We start from the raw sequence: 20,469 nt of genomic DNA, 5'->3' as shown, positions 1-20,469 counted from the left end.
GACCGCGCGCAATGACTGCCGACTGGACCGACGCGCTGGCACGAGCGCGGGCTCACGCCCCCTACCTGGCGCGCGGGCTGGAATTGTATCCGGCAATCGCGGAGCTCTTGGCGCAGGGCGAGGGTGAGGCAGCTCTGGCAGAGGCAAAGCGGATCGCGATCGGCGTCGATGATGTCGGCCTTGCCCTGCGGCGCGAGAAGCGCGCACTTGCGACAGCGCTCGCGATAGGAGACCTCGCTGGCGCCTTCGATCTCGACAAGGTCATGCGCGAGCTTTCGCTATTCGCCGATCGCGCGATGCACGCGGCCATCGAAGCGGCGATCGCGCGCCGGGTCGAAGGCGCATCCAGCGATGGCATGATCGCCCTTGCGCTTGGCAAGCACGGTTCGGGAGAACTGAACTACAGCTCCGACATCGATCCGATCCTGCTCTACGATCCCGAAAGCCTCGCCCGGCGCGAAAGGGACGAGCCGGGAGAAGCGGCACAGCGCTATGCCCGCGAGATGGTGCGCATGCTGTCCGATGTGACCAGCGAAGGCTATGTTTTCAGGGTGGACCTGCGCCTACGTCCGGCGTCCGAGGTCAGCCCGTTGGCAATCCCCCTCGATGCGGCGATCACGCATTACGAAAGCTCTGCCTTGGCGTGGGAGCGCGCAGCTTTTATCCGCGCACGATCTTGCGCAGGCGATATCGCTGCGGGCGAGAAATTCCTCGACCAGATCCGCCCCTTCGTCTGGCGCCGCAGCCTCGATTTCGGTGCGATCGATGCGGTCCGGCAGTTGACCCGCAGGATCAGGGAGCAGCAGACCGGGCCCACGGCTCCTGCCCCGGGCTATAATGTGAAGCTCGGTCGCGGGGGTATTCGCGAGATCGAGTTCTTCGCCCAGACGCACCAGCTCATCCATGGCGGGCGCAATCCCGACTTGCGAGACAAACGCACGCGCGCTGCCCTCGATGCATTGGCGCAGGCAGGTCATATCGAGGCCGAAGACGCCGCTTCGCTCGGCGCTGCTTACGACGGACTGAGGCAGATCGAGCACCGCCTCCAAATGGTCGGCGACCGCCAGACCCACACACTTCCCGAAGGCGAGGCGCTGGACAAGGTCGCCCGGCTCGACGGATATCCCGACGGGGCCACGTGGCTGGAACACATTGCATCGCTGACTGCCCCGGTCGCCCGGCGCTATGACGCCCTTCTGGCCGAGGACGAGGTGTCCGTCCCTTCCGACAGTCCACACGTCGAACCCGTCCCCGCAAGGAGTGAGCTCGACGCGAATCTGGTAGAACGCGTCGCAAGCTGGACCGACGGCCGTTACCCGCCACTGCGCAGCACCGCAGCGCTGTCTGCCTTCGAAGCGATCCGTTCGCCGCTGCTCGATTCGCTCGCTGCCGCAAAGGAGCCGGAGCGCGCCGCCGCGCGCTGGGAGAGCCTGCTTTCCAAGCTGTCGAGCGCGATCAACCTTTTCCGCCTGCTTGAGGCGAGGCCCGGCCTGTTCCAGCTGCTCGCGGATTGCCTGACGCTGGCCCCGCCGCTGGCCGACGCAATTGCCCTGCGCCCCGAGCTCGTCGACGCCCTGATCGACCGTACTGCCCTCGATTTGCCGGGAGAGCGGGCCGAGCTTTCAACCGAAATGCGGCGCGGTGAACGCGGCGACACTTATGAAGACAAGCTCGACCGCATTCGCATCGTCACCGGGGAAGCCCGATTTGCGCTCGGGGTGCAGGTCATAGAAACGGCGCATGACCCGCTCGATATCGCAGCTGCCCTGTCGCGCGTGGCCGAGGCCGCGATCGAGGTCGCGCAGGAAGCCGCAGAGGAGGAATTTGCAGAACGCCACGGCAGGATCGCCGACAGCGAGCTGGTGGTTCTGGGGCTCGGCAGGCTTGGCGGCGGAATGCTGACGCACGCCTCGGACCTCGACCTGGTCTATATCTTTACCGGCAGTCACGAAGGCGAATCCGATGGCGAGCGCCCGCTTGGTGCGACCCTCTACTACAACCGGCTGGCCCAGCGTGTGAGCGCGGCGCTGTCCGTGCCGACGGCCGAAGGCGCGCTCTACGAAGTCGATACGCGGCTCCGCCCCCAGGGCGCCCAGGGACCACTTGCCGTCAGTCTGGAAAGCTTTCTCAGATACCAGCGCGAAGACGCCTGGACCTGGGAACACATGGCCCTCACCCGCGCGCGCTCGCTGACGGGAAGCCCGGAGGCACGACGCCAGGTCGACGAGGCCTTGCGCGAAGTCTTGTGCCGCAAGCGCTCCACAGAGACGCTGGTCGACGACGTCAGGACGATGCGTAGCGACATGGCAACGCACAAACCAGCACGCGGCCCGCTCGACATCAAGCTGCTGCGCGGCGGGCTCGTCGATCTCGAATTCCTCGTACACTACCTGCAATTGCGAGAAGGCGAGGCACTGACGCCGCGACTGGACGATGCGATCGCCCAGCTTGCTGCGCGCGACCACTTGCCCGCGTCGCTCGGCGAGGCCCACGACTTGATGACGCGACTGCTGGTGGGTACCCGGCTGCTCGCACCCGACCTCGCAGTCCCGGACAAGCCGCAAAAGGCGATCCTGTCGCGCCTGTGCCGGGTCGAGAAATTCCGTGACCTGAGAAATGCGCTCGACGAGGCGCGAAACCAGGTATCGGACCAATGGAACCGCTTGCTGGACGAGCGGCTGGAGATCGAACGATGACGAGTTATGAAACGGGCGATGCCTTTCCCGACTTCGCAATGGAAACTCCCGACGGTGGCACGATCACCAAGGACGACCTGGCCGGAATGAAGGCGGTGATCTTCTTCTATCCCAAGGACAATACGCCCGGCTGCACCACCGAAGCGAAGGATTTCAGCGCCCTGAAGCCAGAGTTCGAGAAAGCCGGCGTGCGCCTGCTTGGCGTCAGCAAGGATAGCGCGAAGAAGCACCAGAACTTCATCGCCAAGCACGATCTGACGGTCGAGCTTGCCACCGATGCACAAGAAGGCGGCCTTTCCGACACGCTCGGCGTCTGGGGTGAGAAAAAGAATTACGGGCGCACTTACATGGGCATGATCCGCTCGACCTATCTGATCGGCGAAGACGGCCGGATCCTGCGTGTCTGGCCGAAAGTCAGGGTCAAGGGCCATGCAGACGAGGTGCTCGACGCCGCACGTTCCGCATGACGTCACGACGCCGCAGTGTATCGGGCGCCATCAGGGACGCCCTGCTTACGGGCGACAAGTCCGCGAAGGTCTTCGCCGCCCGCCAGGTCGCACGCGACTGGCGGCTGGGGCGATTGGCGTTCGCATTCGACTGCGCCATGCCCGACCGGCCGGCCTGGCCCGATGAGCTGCTACTGCTTGCCCCTGGCAAGATGCCGCGGCGGTCGCGCGGGGGCTCGCTGGCAGGGCGGATCGCCCTGTGGCACTCGTTGGCACATATCGAATTCGTCGCGATCGACCTTGCGCTCGACATGGCCGGGCGGTTCGGAGAGGAAATGGGCGAGCAGTTCGTGAGCGACTTCCTGGCGGTCGCCGCCGACGAGGCGATGCATTTCGCGCTGATCGACCGCAAGCTCGCGACGATGGGATCGCACTATGGTGTGCTACCGGCACATGACGGGTTGTGGGGCGCAGCGCAGGATACGGCAGATGACGTCACGGCACGGCTGGCGATAGTGCCGATGGTTCTGGAAGCGCGCGGTCTCGACGTCACTCCGGCGATGATGGAGCGAATCCGGTCACAGGGAGACGAAAACGGCGCCCGAATCCTCCAACGAATCCTTGACGACGAGATTCGCCATGTCGCTTTCGGGGCCAAGCACTTTCGTGAGTTGTGCATTACGCGCGACGAAAAGCCACCGGAAACATGGCAGAAATTGGTCCAAATGCATTTTTCGGGGGGCTTGAAGCCGCCATTCAACGACTCGGCGCGTGCGGCAGCCGGTTTATCGCGGGACTTCTACGCGGCTATTGCTTGATTAACCTTTGCAGCCATAACCCATACTCACGAGATGCCGGGGGGTTCCGGCGGTTTTGAAAAAACGGTCCGAAAGGCACGGGACGCCTGAGGATCGCAAGGAAAGATACCGACAAGGTATCGACAGGACGGGTTAGCAATGATTTCCAAGCGCAGCACGATTGCCGTGACGATGCTCGCCGCAGGCATGAGCATCGCAGCCGCTCCGGCGCACGCGGAAACCAACGCAGCGGCAGCTGCAGTCGGTGCCATCGACGTATCGAAGGTCACCGCGGACAGCGCCGGCGAAGCGGACGAACAGTTCACCGAACTTTTCGCTCGCTGGGAATCACCCAACCAGGCTTCGCTCATCACGGCTGGGCCGCAGGTTGCCATCCCTTCGCGCATGCCGCTCGAAGATGCCAAGCTGACAAGCGACTATGGCATGCGCACGCACCCGGTCCTGCGTCGTCGCATGGGTCACAAGGGCGTCGACCTCGCCGCGCCGACCGGAACGCCGATCTACGCCACGGCCGACGGCGTGGTTTCCAAGGCCGAGCGCTTCTCCAGCTACGGCAAGTTCGTCAGCATCGAACACGGCGCCCGCATCCAGACGCGCTATGCCCACATGTCAGCCATTGCCGTCACCGACGGTGCCCGCGTCAAGAAGGGCGACCTGATCGGCTATGTCGGCTCGACCGGCCGTTCCACCGGCCCGCACCTCCATTATGAAGTCCGCATCGACGGCGAAGCGGTCAACCCGGTCCCTTACATGGTCGAATCGTCCGCACAGCGCGCTTTCGCGCTCGCGATCGGCGAAGGCGGCCAGGGCGGCGGCGACGAAGACTGAGTTTTTATTCGAAAGGCCAACGAGCCCTTCGGGTCAGCGGAATTAGGCGTCGGAGCGATCCGGCGCCTTTTTTCTTGCCCGCGCGCGGCAGGTAGGTAGGTTTCTTTGAGCAACCGGACGAGTCCGCAAACAGGACCGACGGCAGTGAGAGAGAGGACCCTATGCACCCCATCACCCATGCGCAGGCGCGCCCCGACCATCCCGCGATCATCATGGCGGGCACCGGCGAGACGGTAACCTATGGGGAGATGGACGCCTATGCCAACCGCTTCACCCAGCTGCTGCGGGCACGCGGCCTGAAACGCGGCGACCACGTGGCGATCCTGATGGAAAACACCATCGATTACCTGCAGCTGGTCTGGGGGTCGCAGCGCGCGGGCACTATGATGGTGCCGATCTCGACACGCCTTACCGCACCGGAAATCTGTTACATCCTCAAGGACGCGGGGGCGAAGCTGCTCGTCACCTCGCGCTATTTCGACGAGGTGATGGACGACATCCGCGCCGATTGTCCTGATATCGCAATCCTTGCCAAGGGCGGAGAAGGCGAAGAGAACCTGACCGAAGCGCTGGCGAAGTATCCGGCCGATCCGATCGCGGACCAGGCTCCCGGCCAGTACATGCTCTATTCCAGCGGCACGACCGGCAGGCCCAAGGGTATCCGCCCCGCGCCGCCCGCCGACGACGATATCCTCGCGGTGAACCCGCTCGTCGGCCTTGCCGTGATGGGCGTGGGCTGGCCGGCAGATGGCAGCATGATCTACCTTTCGCCCGCCCCGCTTTATCACGCGGCACCGCTTGGCTGGTGCACCACGGCGCATCGCCTCGGCGCGACGATCGTGGTGATGGAGAAATTCGACCCCGAGACCGCTCTCGAAGCGATCGAGAAGTACCGTGTGACCGACAGCCAGTGGGTGCCTACCCATTTCGTGCGCATGCTTAAGCTCGATCCCGAAGTGCGTACCCGGTACGACCTTTCCACCCATGCCCGTGCAATCCACGCGGCCGCCCCGTGCCCCGTTCCGGTGAAGCGCGAGATGATCGAGTGGTGGGGCCCCATCGTCATCGAATATTACGCCGGATCGGAAGGCATCGGAATGACGCTCGTGAAGAGCGAGGACTGGCTCACGCACCCCGGTACGGTCGGCAAGCCGATCCACGGGCAGTTGCACGTCTGCGGTCCCGATGGCGAGGAAGTGCCCGCGGGGACCGACGGCCTGCTCTATTTCGAAAACGAGAACATTCCGACCTATCACAACGACCCGGAAAAGACCGCCGACGCCATGCACCCGAAAGGCTGGATGACGCTGGGCGATATCGGCCATGTGGATGAGGACGGGTTCCTCTTCCTGACCGACCGCAAGAGCCACATGATCATTTCCGGCGGCGTCAACATCTACCCGCAAGAGATCGAGAACCTGCTCGTCACACACGACAAGGTGATGGATGCCGCCGTGATCGGTGCGCCCTGCCCCGATTTCGGGGAGAAGGTCGTTGCCGTCGTCCAGCCCATCGACATGGGCGAGGCTGGCGAAAAGCTGGAAGCCGAACTGCGCGATTTCCTCGCCCCGCAGCTAGCCAAGATCAAGATGCCCAAGCTGTTCGATTTCCGCGAGCAATTGCCGCGCGAGGCCAATGGCAAGCTGTACAAGCGCGAATTGCGCGACGAGTACGCGAAGAAGGCGGAGATAGAAGCGGAGCAGGCGTGATGGCGAGCGCAGCGAAACCCCGCCTCGATCCGCAAACCGCGTACGAGGTCATCTCTCCGGAAAGTTACGCCCGGTGGGACCCGCTGCTCGACACCTTCGATCGCCTGCGGGAGGAAAGCCCGGTCGCCTGGGTCGAGGATCCCGAGGGCCGCCACCCGCCGTTCTGGCTGGTCAGCCGCTATGACGACGTGATGCGCGTCTCGAAGGACAATGCTACCTTCCTCAACAATCCGCAGACGGTCGTGTTCAGCCTCACCGAAGGGATCGAGTTCGCCAAGAATTTGACCGGCGGCAGCCCGCATATGGTCGCCAGCCTCGTCACCTTCGACGCGCCGATCCACATGAAATACCGCAAGCTCACGCAGGAATGGTTCATGCCCAAGAACCTGCGCACGCTGGAGGACGAGATCCGCGAGCTGGCGCACAAGACGGTGGACCGATTGATCGACGCCGGGCCGGAAGCGGACTTCTGCAAGCTGGTGTCGCAGCCCTATCCGCTGCACGTGGTCATGCAGATCCTCGGCGTGCCCGAAGAGGACGAGCCGCGCATGTTGATGCTCACGCAGCAGATGTTCGGCGGGCAGGACGAAGACCTCAACCAGTCAGGCATGAAGGACCTGCCGCCCGAAGCGATCACCCAGCTGGTCGCCGGCGCGGTGAAGGATTTCGAAGCCTATTTCGCAGGCCTGACCGCCGAAAAGCGCGCCAATCCGACCGACGATGTCGCCAGCACCATCGCCAATGCAACGGTGGACGGAGAACCGCTGAACGACCGCGACATGATGGGCTATTACATCATCGTCGCCGCCGCCGGTCATGACACCACCAGCGCCAGCACGGCAGGCGCCATGCTCGCCCTGGCGCAGGACCCCGAACAATGGGCGAGGGTGAAGGCCGACCGCTCGCTCCTCCCCGGAATCGTGGAAGAGGCGATCCGCTGGACCAGCCCGGTGCAGCATTTCATGCGCACGGCGGCCGAGGACACCGAGCTTGGCGGCCAGCACATCGCCAAGGGCGACTGGCTGATGATCAATTACGTTGCCGCCAACCACGATCCGGCGCAGTTCGAAAACCCGCGCAAGTTCGACGCCAGCCGTAGCCCCAACCGGCACCTCGCCTTCGGAGCCGGAGCGCACCAGTGCCTCGGCCTCCACCTCGCCCGGCTTGAAATGCGCATCCTGTTCGAAACCCTGCTCGACCGGATCGACAGCGTGGAACTGGCGGGAGAACCGAAGCGCGCGAAATCGACCTTCGTCGGCGGGCTCAAGACCTTGCCGCTCCGGATAGCCGCTGCCTGAGACGTACTGCCGACGGTTGACGAAGGCGACAGTGTGTCGCCCGCGGCAAAAGGGCATCTATTCTTTAATTACAAGTCTTTACGGCCCAGTCCGCCGGGTGACACTTTCGCTGCACATCGTCCTCCAGCGAGCCACGGGAATGATGTTCACATAGCCGCCGATTGCCATGTAGGAAATTCCCGCTCGCGATGCCCTTGGTCGGATGCCGGAGAGCGGCGCCTGTTGGCCGGAAACGGTCTTTCTTCGCCTGTCCCAAGACCTGGTCACCACAACATTTCCCCGGCCGAAGTCGAAAATCCGCAAATCCAAGTCAAACCCGCGCAATTGTGGGGGAAATCGAACTCGGTTCGTCGCATATTTCTACGGTTCACCGCACATTTCTGCTAGGTGAATGACATGGATACAACAGTAGGGGGATCCACTTTCGGCTGAGGCCGGAGGCGGGACTTTCTGCGCATAAGAAAGGGGGGAATCCATGACATTGCTGGAGCCGCACAACATGCCGTTTGCGGCCGCGCTCGTCATCATGCTGATCCTCGCGCTCGTCCAGTTGATCGGGGTTGCCGATTTCGGCGATGCCGATGTCGACCTTGACGGCGAAGGCCTGCCCGATGCGAGCATGCTCGACGGGCTGCTGACGCTGCTTGGCATCGGGCGCGTGCCGCTGACGATCTGGATCATGTTGTTCTTGGGCGTGTTCGCCATCGTCGGTCTTTCGATACAGGCGATCGCCGAAGATCTCACCGGCAGCACGCTCTACAGCTGGCTCGCCGCGCTGATCGCCGGTGTGGCTGCTTTGCCGGTCACGGGCATATTCGCGCGGCCTTTGGGCCGGATCATGCCCAAGGATCACACCACCGCGGTGAGCACGGGCAGCCTTGTCGGTCGCCGCGCCAAGATCACGGACGGCGTCGCCCGTCAGGCATCGCCTGCGCGTGCCCGGGTCAAGGACGTGCACGGCCAGTCGCATTACGTAATGGTCGAGCCGCACGAGGCATCATCCGAACTCCACGCGGGCGACGAGGTCCTCCTCGTCCGCCGCGAGGGCAATCAGTTCTACGCGACCGCGCTCTCAGAGCGTCGCCTGTCGCCGACAGCCAATCAATAAGGAGGAGCAATGGACAGTCTACTTGAAACGGGAATTATCGGCATGGCGGTCATCGCCGTCGTGGTGGTTTCATTTTTCGCATTCCTGCTGAGGATGTACCGACGGGCGTCGAAGGAAATCGCTTTCGTGCGGACCGGCGTGGGCGGCGAAAAGGTCGTCATGAACGGGGGCGCTTTGGTGCTGCCGGTCTTGCATGAAACCATGCCGGTCAACATGAACACGCTGGTGCTTTCGGTCATTCGCCGCGATGGCGAGGCCCTCATCACGCTCGACCGCCTGCGGATCGACGTGAAGGCGGAATTCTACGTCCGCGTGAAGCCCGATGCCGATGCGATCGCCATGGCGGCGCAGACGCTCGGCCAGCGGACGATGCAGCCGGAAATGCTCAAGGACCTCGTCGAAGGCAAGTTCGTCGACGCGCTGCGCTCCGTCGCGGCAGGCATGACCATGAACGAGCTGCACGAACAGCGTGCCGACTTCGTCCAGAAGGTGCAGCAGGTGTCCTCGAACGACCTCGCGATGAACGGCCTGGAACTGGAATCGGTCTCGCTGACCGGTCTCGACCAGACCAGCATCGAGCACTTCAACGCCAACAACGCCTTCGACGCCGAAGGCCTGACCAAGCTGACCGAGCAGATCGAGGCGCGCAAGAAACTGCGCAACGACATCGAGCAGGACACGCGCGTGCAGATGGAGACGAAGAACCTCGAGGCCGACGCACGCAGCTTCGAGATCGGGCGCGACAAGGAATACGCCCGCCTCCAGCAGGAACGCGAGGTGGAAATCCGCCGCGCCGCGCAGGCTTCGGAAATCGCCCGCGAGCAGGCAGAGCGCAGCCGCGAGGCCGATGCTGCCCGGATCGAGGCGAAGAAGCAGGTCGACGCGCAGCAGATCGAAGCCGACCGTCTCGTCGAAGAGGCGCGGATCGACCAGCAGCGGGCGCTCGAAATCGCCCGGCAGGAGCAGCAGATCGCGGTCCAGAACAAGAGCCGCGAGGAAAGCCAGGCCAAGGCCGAAGCCGACGAAGCCCGCGCCAAGGCGGTCGCTGCCGAGGAACAGGTCGCAACGAGCCGCGAAAGCGAGATCGCCGAAAGGCAGAAGAAGATCGAGCTGATCGAGGCATCGAAGCAGGCAGAGCGTGAAGCTATCAGCGTTCGCGTGGAAGCGGAGGCCGAAAGGGACGCCGCGACCAACCGTGCCGAAGCGCTGCGCCTGGAAGCGCAGGGCGAGGCCGAAGCCGAGAAGCTGCGGGCAGAAGCTGCGCGCGTGCGCTTCGAAGTCGAGGCAGCCGGTCAAAAGGCGATCAACGAGGCGGCGAACATTCTCTCGTCCGACCAGATCAGCCTGCAGACCAAGATGGCCCTCCTCAAGGTCCTGCCGGAACTGGTCAAGGAAAGCGCCAAACCGATGGAAGCGATCGAGAGCATCAAGATCGTCCAGGTCGACGGGCTTACCAATGGCGGCGGCAAGTCGTCGGGCGGTGCAGCCGGTGTCGGCGGCGGATCGGGCAACCTCGCGACTGATGCGGTCAGCGCAGCGCTTGCCTACCGCGCGCAGGCGCCGGTGCTCGACGGGCTGATGAAGGAACTGGGCCTCGACGGCTCCAGCCTCAACAGCCTGGTCAAGGGCCCGGCCGAGCAGACCGGCGGCTTCGAAGTGGAAGATGCGCCCGAGCCGAAGAAGGAAGACGCCCCCAAGGCGCTTCCCGCCAATGGCAAGGACGCAGGCAGGAACAAGGACAGCGGCGAAAGCCCCAAGGCCGACGCCTGAGCCACTCTGTCACCGAATGGAAAGGGGGCGCTGCGGCGTCCCCTTTTTTATTGCGCGGAGCGATCACCTCGTCCTAACCGCCGCGCATGAGCACGACGCCCGATTGGATGATGCCGCCCGAATGGGCCCCGCAGGACTGGCTGTGGATCGGCTTTCCGCACGATCCGCATGAATGGCCCGAAGTCCTGCCAAGGGCGCAGGAGCAGATCGCGGCCTTCGCCAATGTTGTCGCCGATAGCGGGCAGGAAGTCCGCCTGTTGGTGCGCGATGATGCGAACGAGGCACGCGCGCGTCAGCTGGTCGGCGGGAACGTCACGCTCGAACGACGTCACTATGGCGATGTCTGGCTGCGCGACACCGGACCTCTGGTTGTTTCAAACCGCGATGGCAAGCGGGCGGCGCGGCGGTTCGGTTTCAACGGCTGGGGCGGCAAGTACCTGATGGACGGAGACCAGACCGTCGGCGCGCAGCTGGCCGTGGACGAGGGCTTGCCGCTGCAAACGGCGGACTGGATCCTCGAAGGCGGCGCGGTGGATGGCGATGGGACCGGCCTCGTCGCTACGACCGAGCAATGCCTGCTCAACCCAAATCGCAATCCGCAGCTCTCGCGCGAAGAAATCGAGCAGCGCCTCGAACGCGATCTCGGCTTTAGCCGCGTGCTGTGGCTCGGCGACGGGTTGATCAACGATCACACGGACGGCCATGTCGACAATCTCGCCCGCTTCGTTGCGGCCAACACGCTCGTCATCCCGCGCGCCACGGGAAGCGCCGACCCCAATGCGGAGATCTATGCCGATGCGCGCCGCCGGGCAGAAGCGGCTGGCGTTTCGGTGGTCGAGATCCCCTCGCCCGGCCTCGTAACCAGCGGCGACCATGTCGAGCCGGCGAGCTACGTGAATTTCGCCATTACCAGCCACCTCGTCGTGGTGCCGACCTTCGGCAGTCCGTACGACGAGGAAGGCGTGACGGCGATCGACGCGCTATTCCCGGATCGCGCGACTATCGGCCTTCCGGGCGATGCGGTGCTGGCGGGCGGCGGCGGGTTCCACTGCGCCAGCCAGCAAATGCCCTCTGCCGGATGGAAGCCTTAACGCTTCATTAGGGTTTGGCCGCGAGAATGGGGCCATGGCAAAGGCTATCGCTCTCGCTCGCACCCACGTTCCGGCATTCCCGCTGGCGGAAGCTGCGCGCGCGCTTATCGTGAGCGGATGCGGCTTTGCCCTGGTCCTCGCCGGACCGGCCCTACCCTTCTAACAGTTTCCAGACCGCACCGGCTGCCGCGCCGCCCAGCACGAGGGCGACGCTCACCTGCCATTGCCGCGATGTGACGCGCCCGAAGGCTGCGTGGCCCACGAGATCGCCGACCAGCACTGCCGGGAAGAGCAGCAGGGCGAGCAGGACCTCGCGCATCCCGCCGACGCCGAGTGCAATGAACAGCGCCGAAGATAGCGGTGTCAGCACCAGGAAAATCGCCATCATGGACGCCCGCGCCTCGCGCGGGGGAAGGCGTCCGCGCAGGTAGAAGGGCGCCATGCCCGGCCCCGGCATTCCGGCGAAGCCTCCGAAGAAGCCGGTGAAGAACCCCGACAGCCCCATGGCAGGCTTGCGCGGCATGGCGATCCTGCCGAGCGGCACCACCACCAGCACGAATGCGCCAAGCGAGACGAGCGCGATCAGGAGCCGCGCCCAGTCCGCGCTCAGCGTCACCAGCGCCCACAGGCCAAGCGGCATGCAGGCCAGCGCCAGCAGTGTGATCGGAATGGCTGAGCGATCGGCCTCGCGCCTTATGCGCCCGATGTCGGTCAGGCCGATCAGGAACAGCGAGATATTACCCACCAGCACCGCTTCGCGCGGGGCGATGGTCAGCGCGAGCACGGGCACGATCACGACCGACAGCCCGAACCCCGCAAGCCCGCGCACGAAACCCGCCGCCAGCGCGGTCACCAGGGCAATGCCGATCGCTTCGGGGGGCAGGCCGAGCATTTAGGCGAAGGCCTTCCACAAGGCCGCCAGCGCGGCTCCGGCCAGCACCAGCCCGACGCAGATGCGCCAGGTGCGGTCCTCGATACTGCCCGAGGCCTTGTTGCCGAGCCAGTTGCCGAGCAGCACGGCGGGGAAGAGCAGGAGCGCCAGCAGCGCCAGCCTCCAGTCGAGCACGCCCAGCGCCGTTCCGCTGGCAAGGCCGGCGCTCGAGGCGCAGGTGAAGATGAGGAGCATCGAGGCCTTGGCGGTCTCGCGCGGAATGTCGCGTCCGACATAATAGGGCACGACCGGCGGGCCCGGCATTCCGGCGTAGCCTGTCATCAGGCCCGAAAGCACCCCGACGCCTCCGGTGGTCGCCGGATGATGCTCTAGGGCTTTGCGGCGAGGCAGGAGGATCGCGAGGAAGGCCGAGAGGGCGATGAGCGCAATCACCACCCGCGCAATCGAGGGCGAGGTGATGCTGAGCAGGTAGAGGCCGACCGGCGTCGTCACCGCCACCAGCGCGATGATGGCCCAGGCCGATTTCTCGGCTCCGCGCAGCAGGCGGCGGATTTCGGACAGGCCGATGAAGACCGAAAGGAAGTTGGTCAGCAAGACCGCGTCGACGGGCGACAGGGCCAGCGCCAGAACGGGCACGATAAGGATGGCCATGCCGAAGCCAGTGAGCCCACGCACGAAGGCCGAACCGAAGGCGGCGAGCAGTGCAGCGACAATCTGCAGAAGCGAGTATTCCAGACCCATCATCGGGGCGGCCCCAGCGTCACCAGCCACACATCGGGCGGCGCGCCATAGCGCAGCGGCAGGATGCTGGTTCCAAGTCCCGCGCCCACGAAAACCGTCTGCCCGCCATCGCGTATCGTGCCGCAGGCGAAGCGGTCACCATAGCGCGAGAGCGTCGAAATCGGGCCGATGACGGGGAGGCTGATTTGGCCGCAGTGCGTGTGTCCGGCGAAGACTGCCGCGACCGCGCGCGGGAGGTCGGGCACGATGTCGGGGGTATGGCTGACCACTACAGCCGGTCCCTCGCCCAGAGCGTCGAGCGCAGCAAAGGTCGCGGGTACATCGTCATGGCCGGTGTAGTCGTCATCGACTGCGCCGATGAGCAGCGGCCCCCGTTTCACCGCTTCGTTTCTCAGGACCGTGATGCCATGCCCCTCAAGCGCGGCGACCATTGCGCCCAGATCGACCCAATGGTCGTGATTGCCGGGGGCGACCACCATGCCCAAGCGCGCTTCGAAAGTGGCAAAGGGTGCGGCTACTTCCTCCTCGGAATAGAGCTTTGTCGCGGTGCGTCTCTCGCTGATGAGGTCGCCCGCCACGAGGATGAGGTCGGGCGACAGCGCGTTTAGCCGCTTCGCGATGCGTTCGACCCGCGAAGGCGGCATGTCGGGACCTGCGACATGGACATCCGACAGGGCGAGGACCTTGAGCGGGGCCTCGCCCTCCGGCCAACCGGCCACCGGCACATAGGCTTCGCGGACGATCGGGTCTGCGCGTGCGTTGGAATAGCCGAGCGCGAGGACGAGCAGGCCGGCCAGCACGGCGACCAGCGCCGCAAGTCCCAATCGCCGTCGCACGAAGGACTAGTCCCGCAGGTCCGGCGGCGTGGCTTCGGCCTTGAGCATCGCGATCGCTTCCTCGAGCGGCATCACCTTCTGGTGCTGCTGGCCCAGCGTGCGGACTGCGACCGTGCCTTCCTCCGCCTCGCGCATGCCCACCACCAGGAGGTGGGGGACCTTGGCGACCGAGTGCTCGCGGACCTTGTAATTGATCTTCTCGTTGCGAAGGTCGCTTTCGACGCGAATGCCGGCTGCCTTGAGCTTGGCGACGGCTTCCTTGGCATAGTCGTCGGCATCCGAGACAATCGTCGCCACGACGGCCTGCGTCGGGGCGAGCCAGACGGGCAAGCGCCCGGCGAAGTGTTCGATCAGAATGCCGATGAACCGCTCGTACGATCCGAAGATCGCGCGGTGCAGCATGACGGGACGGTGCTTTTCCCCGTCTTCGCCGATGAAGCTTGCATCGAGGCGGTCGGGCAACACGCGGTCGCCCTGGATCGTGCCGACCTGCCAGGTGCGGCCGATGGCATCGGTAAGGTGCCACTCCAGCTTCGGCGCATAGAAAGCGCCTTCGCCGGGGAGCTCTTCCCAGCCGTATTCCTCGTTCGCCATGCCCGCTTCGGCCACGGCGTCGCGCAATTCCTGCTCGGCCTTGTCCCAGTCCGCCTCGCTGCCGAAGCGCTTTTCCGGGCGCAGGGCGAGCTTCACGTGATAGGTAAAGCCGAAATCGCGATAGACGCTGTCGGCCAGCTTGCAGAAGGCGCGCACTTCCTCGACCACCTGGTCTTCGGTGCAGAAGATATGCGCATCGTCCTGCGTGAACTGGCGTACGCGCATGAGGCCATGCAGCGCGCCATGCGGTTCGTTGCGGTGACAGCAGCCCATTTCGCCAAGGCGGATGGGCAGTTCGCGATAGGACGTGATGCCCTGCTTGAAGACCAGCACATGGGCAGGGCAGTTCATGGGCTTGATCGCCATCCAGTCGGCATCGGGCGCAACCGAAGGATTGGCCGGACCGTCACCCAGCTCGTCCACTTCGGGCACCATGTCGGGCACCGCGAACATGTTCTCGGCATATTTGCCCCAGTGTCCGGACTGCTCCCACTGACGCACGTCCATCAGCTGCGGCGTCTTGATTTCCCGGTAGCCCGCGCCGTCCATCTTGCGGCGCATGTAAGCTTCGAGCTCACGCCAGATCATGTAGCCGTTGGGGTGCCAGAAGACGCTGCCATGCGCCTCTTCCTGCAGGTGGAACAGGTCCATCTCGCGGCCCAGCTTGCGATGGTCGCGCTTGGCCGCTTCTTCCAGCCGCGTGAGGTGGGCGTTGAGCTGCTTCTTGTTGAGCCAGCCCGTGCCGTAGATGCGCGTGAGCTGCGGATTGTTCTGGTCGCCGCGCCAATAGGCACCGGCAACGCGCGTCAGCTTGAACGCCTGCGGATCCAGCTTGCCCGTCGAGGCAAGGTGCGGACCGCGGCACATGTCGAGCCAGTCTTCACCCGACCAGTAAACCGTCAGTTCCTCGTTTTCTGGCAGTTCCTTGGCCCATTCGGCCTTGAAGACCTCGCCTTCCGCTTCCCACTTGTCGATCAGCTGCTGGCGGCTCCACACTTCGCGGCGCAGCGGCTTGTCGGCCTTGATGATGCGGCGCATTTCTTCTTCGATCGCGGGGAGGTCGTCCATCGAGAACGGCTCACGCGTATCAGGCGCTTTCACATCGTAATAGAAGCCGTCGTCCGTCGCCGGACCGAAGGTGATCTGCGTGCCGGGGAAGAGCGACTGCACCGCTTCTGCAAGAACGTGCGCGAAATCGTGGCGCGCCAGTTCCAGCGCGTCTTCCTCGTCGCGGCTCGTGACCAGCGCCAATTCCGCATCGCCTTCGAAGGGGCGGTTGATGTCGCGCAGCTCCCCGTCGACGCGCGCGGCAATGGCGGCCTTGGCAAGGCCCGGCCCGATCGCGGCGGCGACATCGGCAGGCGTGCTGCCGGGTTCCATCTCGCGCACCGAACCATCGGGCAGGCTGATCTTGAGCAGTTCCGTCATTCTATCCGTCCGTTGTCCTGGCGCGGCCTCCCGTGACCGGCCTCGGTATGTCGAGGCCCATGGCACAGCTAGGCGCGCGCTTGAAGCGGCGTTTACGAGAAATTCGATTTCGGGAGGAAACGCCGACCGCCCGAAACCGGGCGGCGGAGCGCTACGTCAGGACGCGCGCACCCGCCCCCGGTCGCCCGGGGTGGTGGTAGTGGTTGTCGTGATGCGCTGATGCGTCATGCGCCAGGAGATAGCGACGACAGGTTAAAATCTCAACCGAGATCGAGCGCGCGCGCTCCGGCAAGGGTTGAGAGGCGCTTCGTCGCGACGACTTCGGCCCCCTTCTCACGCACCGAGGACAGGAAGCGATATTCGCTCGTCGCACGCGTCGGCGTGAGTTCGACCGCCATGTAACCGCGGCGCGAGGCGTCCATCCATTTAAGCTCGGGATTGCGGGCGACCATGGCCGCGCTGACATCGCCCGGCGCCAATTGCGGCAAGTATCCTTCGAAGCCGGGGGAGGTGACCGACTGGCCGCCGAATTCGACGCCGACCTTCTCGCCCTCGTGGGCAAGGTCGAAAGCCCATGCGTTGTGGGTGTCGCCTGCAAGGCTGACGAGATTTGCGTCCGCCGCAAGAGCCGCTTCATAAAGACGGGCGCGGGCTGCGGGATAGCCGTCCCACGCATCCATGTTGAGCGGCAGACCGGCGCGCGAGGCGATAGCGCCTGCGACCACGCGGCGCATGATGTAGTCTGGCAGTCCTTGCGGCAGGGCGTCGGTCAGCGAGGTAGCGGAGGCGGTCTTGCCCATCAGGACCTGCTGGACGAGCACCTGCCACGTCTTGCCGCCCTTGGCCGAGCGCATGAGACCATTGCCGAGCCAGGCCTGCTGTGCGGCGCCGAGCACTTCGCGCGTGGGGTCGCGATAGCTCTCCTCCCGGAACGCGGTGAGCGCGGCGACGCCCTGTTCGGGAGATGTCATTCCGCGCAGCAGCGTGCCGTAATCGAATTGCTCTGCGCGAGCCGAAAGGCGCGTCTCAAGGCGGAACAGACTCGCGAGATCGCCGATCTCGTACTCGGCCCAAGGCTCATCAGAGACGGGCATCCATTCGCGATAGGCTTTCATGGCGGCGGCCTTGCGCACGCTCCATTCGCCCTCGGTCTCGCTCTGGTGGTTCTGCGCACCGCCTTCCCAGCTGTCGTTCGCGCTCTCGTGGTCGTCCCAGCCGGCAATCATCGGATAGATCTGGTGGATGCGGCGCAGGTCCGGATCGCTGCGATACTGGGCATAGCGCGCGCGGTACTGCGCAAGGGCCACCGTTTCGGATTGCGGGTCGAGTGGAGCTCGGGTGCCGAGCCACTCGCTCTCGGAGGGGTAGGTGCCCTGGCCGTATTCGTAGAAATAGTCGCCGAGGTGCAGCGTGCAGTCGAACTCGTTCGCCGCGGCCGCATGCGCATAGGCGTTGAACCAGCCGAAGCCGATGTTGGAGCAGGAGAAGACCGCCATCTTCCAGCGCGCGGTCGGGCCTTCGGGTAGGGTGCGCGTGCGGCCGATATCGGAGTGGCTGCCGTCGGGCGCAGTAAAACGGAAGTAATACCAGCGACCCGGCGCGAGCCCGTCGGCCCATGGCTTGGCGCATCCGTCATTTGCGGGGCTCGCCGTGATGGAGCCCGAAGCGACGGGAGCAGCGAAGGAGGCTGTCTCGCTCACTTCCCATGTCAGCCGGACGTCCTGATCGCCTACGTAACGCGTCCATAAAAGAACGCGCGAGGACCCCGGCTCTCCGCTTGCTACACCATGTGTGAAGCCGCGCGCAGCGCTGCTGGCGGACAGGGGTGCCGCAGCAAGACCCGCACCCAGCACCCCGCCCTTGAGCAATTGCCTGCGATCGAGCGGCAGGATCGGCGCGGCAACGGGTGGTTCGGTCTTGATCATGAAACGGGTCCTCTCTCCTCCTTCCATGACTGCGCCGGATGGCAGGCAGATGACAAGCAGAAAGAGGCGATGGAAAGGCCGCGCTCCACTTTGTAAAGGAGGCTTGACAAATCGGGGCCTTTATGACAAACGCACTTTACATTGAGAAAAGGATGCTTGTCATGAAAACCTTACTACCTTCCATTTTGCTTGCTTCGGCCATGCTGGGTCTGGCCTTGCTGGGGAACGCGGGCATCATCCCGCACGAAGTGGCACAGCTACTTCCCTTCCTGCTTCTCGCTCTTTTCGCCCCTGTCTGGCTGCGCGGCGACCGGTCCTGCAATCTTCTGAAGAGGTCGGCTCGATGACCGCCGAAACCCGAAAAAGGAGCCGCCCCGGCCTGTGGGTCGGCCTGTTCTTCGCCAGCGCCGGCGTCATCATCGCGCTGCGCCTTAGCGGAGCCATTGAAGAGCCCGTGGGCTTCATCCTGCTCGCGCTGTCGATGGGCCTGATGATCCCGTTCAACAAGGCCATGAAAAACAGCACCTGCACCTACAGCGAGGCTATGGACGTCTACAACCGGCGCATGATGCTGTGCGGCATTGGCTATGTTTTGGGCCTCGGGATCGCAATCGTGCTCTGGCGCAATTACGAACTGGCCGACTGGACGGTCTTCGCCCTGACCCTGCTGCCCATCCTGCCGACCCTGGGAATGATCTGGGCGATGGCGCGATACCTCGGGGAAGAGAGCGACGAATACCTGCGCTACAAGTCGATGATGGCATCGCTTGCAGCGCTCGCATTCGTGCTGGCGCTGGGTATCTTCTGGGGCTTCTTGGAGATGTTCGAACTGGTGCCGCATATCTGGGCCTGGTGGGTCCTGCCCGCTTGGGCCATCGGACTTGCCGGAGCGCAGCTGTGGCAGAAGGTAAGGGGCGCATGAAGAACCGCCTCAAGGTGCTGCGTGCGGAGCGCAACTGGAGCCAGCAGGACCTCGCCGACCGGCTCGAGGTCAGCCGCCAGTCGGTAAACGCCATCGAAACGGGGCGTTACGACCCCTCTCTCCCGCTGGCATTCAGGATTGCCGATGTATTCGGGACACAAATAGAAGACATATTCCTGCGCGAGTGAGCGTTTGCCTTGACTTGGAGCCCGCTGCTTTGAAGAACCCGATACGGACGGGTGTTCAATTACGGTTTTTACAGGCGGGGGGTCGCTCACAATATGGAACAGGCACCGATCGAGGCGGAAAGCGCTTTCGGTTTCGACGGCAATTGGCAGGATTTCGCGAAAATCGCGTTCCCCAACCTGTTGCTGACTATCGTTACGCTGGGGATTTATCGTTTCTGGGCGACCACGCGCGAGCGGCAATACCTTTGGGCGCATAGCCGCTTCGTGGACGAGCGGCTGGAATGGACCGGCACCGGCAAGGAACTGTTCGTCGGCTTCGTGCTGGTTTTCATCCTCTTCATCCTCCCGCTCTCGCTGTTCAGCTTCGTGCAGCAGGCACTGATTGCTCGCGGGTACGAGGCGGTGGCAGCAATTGCGACCTTCGCGATTTTCTTCGGCTTCTTCTACCTCACCGGCGTCGCGAGATTCCGCGCCCTGCGGTATCGCCTGTCACGGACCCGCTGGCGCGGCATCCGCGGCGGCAGCAACCACCAGGGCTTCCGTTACGGCTGGTCCTATATGTGGAAGACGATTGTCGGCTACATCCCCCTCGGCCTGCTCGTGCCCTGGTCGATGACCAGCCTGTGGAACGAGCGCATGCGCAAGATGAGCTTCGGCCCGTACGAGTTCGATGCAAATGCCGACAGCTCCAACGTCTTCGCGCGCTACCTGCTCTTCTATCTCGCCCCGATCGTCTTCTTCATCGGCGGGATTGCGGCAGGTGCGATGGGCATGATCGCCGGGCAAAGCCTCGGCGGCGACCAGGGAGCCGGCATCGGCATGGTCGGCGCGGTGATATTCCTGTTCCTGTTCTTCTACCTCGGCCTCGGCCTGATCGCCGTGGCGTTCTTCGCGAAATTCTATCGCGAAGTCGTGGGCAGCACGACATGGGGCGACCTCGGCTTCAGTTTCGAGGCGTCCACCATGGACTGGGTCAAGCTGCTGATCGTCGATGCGCTGCTGGTCGTGTTCACCTTCGGCATCGGGTTCATCTTCCTCAGCTATCGCCACTGGAAGTTCTTCATGGTCCACCTCGAGGCCAACGGAGAAATCCTGCTCGACGATCTCACCCAGTCGACCACGACCACCGCCAAGCACGGCGAGGGCCTCCTGGACGCATTCGACATCGGCGCTATCTGA

The 20,469-nt window shown here is 64.3% G+C and carries 19 protein-coding genes; 14 read left to right on the top strand and 5 right to left on the bottom strand.

Going from position 1 to position 20,469, the window contains the following annotated elements:
* Positions 1-11: 11 nt before the first annotated feature.
* The 10 genes from K3179_RS05885 to K3179_RS13520 all read left to right on the top strand — a co-directional run bounded on the left by K3179_RS05885 (position 12) and on the right by K3179_RS13520 (position 11,927).
* Positions 12-2,696, top strand: a complete 2,685-nt coding sequence (locus K3179_RS05885) for a bifunctional [glutamine synthetase] adenylyltransferase/[glutamine synthetase]-adenylyl-L-tyrosine phosphorylase (protein WP_221562890.1) — start codon at positions 12-14, stop codon at positions 2,694-2,696.
* On the top strand, positions 2,693-3,163 hold the full coding sequence (locus K3179_RS05880) for a peroxiredoxin (protein ID WP_221562889.1): 471 nt from the start codon (positions 2,693-2,695) through the stop codon (positions 3,161-3,163). The genes K3179_RS05885 and K3179_RS05880 overlap by 4 nt, the downstream gene beginning before the upstream one ends.
* Positions 3,160-3,960, top strand: a complete 801-nt coding sequence (locus tag K3179_RS05875) for a ferritin-like domain-containing protein (protein ID WP_221562888.1) — start codon at positions 3,160-3,162, stop codon at positions 3,958-3,960. The genes K3179_RS05880 and K3179_RS05875 overlap by 4 nt, the downstream gene beginning before the upstream one ends.
* Before the next feature lie 138 nt (positions 3,961-4,098).
* Positions 4,099-4,788: a M23 family metallopeptidase gene (locus K3179_RS05870; protein ID WP_221562887.1), complete on the top strand. Its 690-nt coding sequence runs from the start codon at positions 4,099-4,101 to the stop codon at positions 4,786-4,788.
* A 161-nt stretch (positions 4,789-4,949) separates the two neighbouring features.
* Positions 4,950-6,497, top strand: coding sequence for an acyl-CoA synthetase (locus tag K3179_RS05865; protein WP_221562886.1), 1,548 nt, complete (start codon positions 4,950-4,952; stop codon positions 6,495-6,497).
* Positions 6,497-7,795, top strand: a complete 1,299-nt coding sequence (locus K3179_RS05860; protein ID WP_221562885.1) for a cytochrome P450 — start codon at positions 6,497-6,499, stop codon at positions 7,793-7,795. The genes K3179_RS05865 and K3179_RS05860 overlap by 1 nt, the downstream gene beginning before the upstream one ends.
* A gap of 475 nt (positions 7,796-8,270) precedes the next feature.
* Entirely contained in the window at positions 8,271-8,903 is a 633-nt protein-coding gene (locus K3179_RS05855; protein WP_221562884.1) for a YqiJ family protein, read from the top strand.
* A gap of 42 nt (positions 8,904-8,945) precedes the next feature.
* Complete coding sequence (locus K3179_RS05850) at positions 8,946-10,673, top strand: flotillin family protein (RefSeq protein WP_425594736.1); 1,728 nt, start codon at positions 8,946-8,948, stop codon at positions 10,671-10,673.
* Positions 10,674-10,759: 86 nt separating this feature from the next.
* Positions 10,760-11,764, top strand: a complete 1,005-nt coding sequence (locus K3179_RS05845) for an agmatine deiminase family protein (protein WP_221562882.1) — start codon at positions 10,760-10,762, stop codon at positions 11,762-11,764.
* A gap of 34 nt (positions 11,765-11,798) precedes the next feature.
* Positions 11,799-11,927 (top strand): hypothetical protein, encoded by a 129-nt coding sequence (locus tag K3179_RS13520; protein ID WP_263617854.1) that lies wholly within the window; start codon positions 11,799-11,801, stop codon positions 11,925-11,927.
* Here the strand turns inward: K3179_RS13520 and K3179_RS05840 are convergent.
* The 5 genes from K3179_RS05840 to K3179_RS05820 form a co-directional block, all read right to left on the bottom strand.
* Entirely contained in the window at positions 11,916-12,656 is a 741-nt protein-coding gene (locus tag K3179_RS05840; protein ID WP_221562881.1) for a sulfite exporter TauE/SafE family protein, read from the bottom strand. The genes K3179_RS13520 and K3179_RS05840 overlap by 12 nt on opposite strands.
* On the bottom strand, positions 12,657-13,400 hold the full coding sequence (locus K3179_RS05835; protein ID WP_221562880.1) for a sulfite exporter TauE/SafE family protein: 744 nt from the start codon (positions 13,398-13,400) through the stop codon (positions 12,657-12,659). It lies immediately after the preceding gene.
* Positions 13,397-14,233: a metallophosphoesterase gene (locus K3179_RS05830; RefSeq protein ID WP_345722172.1), complete on the bottom strand. Its 837-nt coding sequence runs from the start codon at positions 14,231-14,233 to the stop codon at positions 13,397-13,399. Before K3179_RS05830 ends, K3179_RS05835 begins: the two co-directional genes overlap by 4 nt.
* 6 nt (positions 14,234-14,239) lie before the next feature.
* Entirely contained in the window at positions 14,240-16,255 is a 2,016-nt protein-coding gene (thrS, locus tag K3179_RS05825) for a threonine--tRNA ligase (protein WP_221562879.1), read from the bottom strand.
* A gap of 260 nt (positions 16,256-16,515) precedes the next feature.
* A complete protein-coding gene (locus K3179_RS05820; protein WP_221562878.1) occupies positions 16,516-18,180 on the bottom strand; it encodes an alkaline phosphatase D family protein in 1,665 nt (554 codons plus the stop codon).
* A gap of 161 nt (positions 18,181-18,341) precedes the next feature.
* Between K3179_RS05820 and K3179_RS05815 the strand changes: the two genes are divergently transcribed.
* The 4 genes from K3179_RS05815 to K3179_RS05800 all read left to right on the top strand — a co-directional run bounded on the left by K3179_RS05815 (position 18,342) and on the right by K3179_RS05800 (position 20,469).
* Positions 18,342-18,527 carry a hypothetical protein gene (locus K3179_RS05815; RefSeq protein WP_221562877.1) on the top strand — a complete coding sequence of 62 codons (186 nt, stop codon included), beginning with the start codon at positions 18,342-18,344 and terminating at the stop codon, positions 18,525-18,527.
* Positions 18,524-19,102: a hypothetical protein gene (locus K3179_RS05810; protein WP_221562876.1), complete on the top strand. Its 579-nt coding sequence runs from the start codon at positions 18,524-18,526 to the stop codon at positions 19,100-19,102. The genes K3179_RS05815 and K3179_RS05810 overlap by 4 nt, the downstream gene beginning before the upstream one ends.
* On the top strand, positions 19,099-19,290 hold the full coding sequence (locus K3179_RS05805; RefSeq protein WP_221562875.1) for a helix-turn-helix transcriptional regulator: 192 nt from the start codon (positions 19,099-19,101) through the stop codon (positions 19,288-19,290). The genes K3179_RS05810 and K3179_RS05805 overlap by 4 nt, the downstream gene beginning before the upstream one ends.
* Before the next feature lie 93 nt (positions 19,291-19,383).
* The gene (locus K3179_RS05800; RefSeq protein ID WP_221562874.1) at positions 19,384-20,469 is read left to right on the top strand and encodes a YjgN family protein; all 1,086 of its coding nucleotides are present in this window, start codon (positions 19,384-19,386) and stop codon (positions 20,467-20,469) included.

This window comes from Qipengyuania intermedia (assembly GCF_019711615.1).
In the GTDB taxonomy this organism is placed as follows: domain Bacteria; phylum Pseudomonadota; class Alphaproteobacteria; order Sphingomonadales; family Sphingomonadaceae; genus Qipengyuania; species Qipengyuania intermedia.
Note: the sequence above shows the minus strand (reverse complement) of the source record. Positions and strands in the feature narration are given on the sequence as shown.